This is a genomic window from Massilia aurea (genome assembly GCF_024753205.1).
Classification (GTDB): domain Bacteria; phylum Pseudomonadota; class Gammaproteobacteria; order Burkholderiales; family Burkholderiaceae_D; genus Telluria; species Telluria aurea.
Map to the genome: position 1 here is coordinate 1 of NZ_JANUGZ010000030.1, position 992 is coordinate 992.

The following is a 992-nucleotide window of genomic DNA, read 5'->3' on the forward strand; positions in this document are numbered from 1 at the left end:
GTATGCCACCATATCGTATGCGACCATATGACATTGGAGATGCTCACTAGTGAAGTTTTGCTGGTGCTTCAGGGACGTTTGGCCGAACTTCCTCGGGCTTTGCCTTATCGCAATTTCATCGCACACGTCGCTTCTACGCCGCTGTCCGAGCACGAACGCTACTTCCACGCCCAACTCGGCGATTTCAACGAGCCAAGTGCGCCTTTTGACATCGTGGACGTGCAAGGCAACGGCACTGAAGTACAGGAAGCGCACTTGGTACTTACATCCGAGCGCACCGGGCAAATTCGACAGGTCGCACGACGGCAAGCAGTGAGCACGGCAACACTGTTCCATCTGGCCTGGGCCCAGGTACTGGGGCGCTGTTGCGGTCGTGATGACGTCGTCTTCGGCACATTGCTGCTTGGTCGCATGCATGGCAGCGGCGGCGCCAACCGCGCGCTAGGCATGTTCATCAATACACTGCCGATCCGCCTGCGTGTCGGGAACCTAAGCGTCAGCGAGGCGCTTGGCAGCACCTTTGCACAACTGACCGGCCTGCTCGACCACGAGCAGGCGCCGCTGGCCTTGGCCCAGCGCTGCAGTGGTGTAGCACTTCCACTCCCCCTATTCAGCACATTGCTCAATTTCCGTCATAGTCGACCCACTCCGGCTGGAGACGCGCAGAGCCAGCTCGACGGTATGCACATCCTTGGCAGTAAAGAGCGTACGAACTACCCAATTACTATTTCCATCGACGACCGGGGTAAGGAATTCGCCATCACTGTCCAATGCGTCCCCGGCATTGATCCAGAACGCATTGCGCATTACTTCAGCACCGCTATGGCCTCGCTAACCGAGGCGTTGGAAAAGCACCCCGAGCTGCCAATGAGTGACCTGGCTATCTTGCCAAACGCCGAACGCGACCAGCTGCTGGTTGCCTTCAACAGCACGACGCAAGAGTATCCGAGCGAACTGCTGCTGCACCAGCTGTTCGAAGAGCAAGCCGCGCG

At 58.3% G+C, this 992-nt stretch carries 1 protein-coding gene; it reads left to right on the top strand.

Annotated features, from left to right (window positions below):
* Window positions 1-27: 27 nt before the first annotated feature.
* Window positions 28-992, top strand: a 965-nt coding sequence (locus NX775_RS23895) for a condensation domain-containing protein (protein ID WP_258838250.1), incomplete at its 3' end; no start/stop codon positions are given.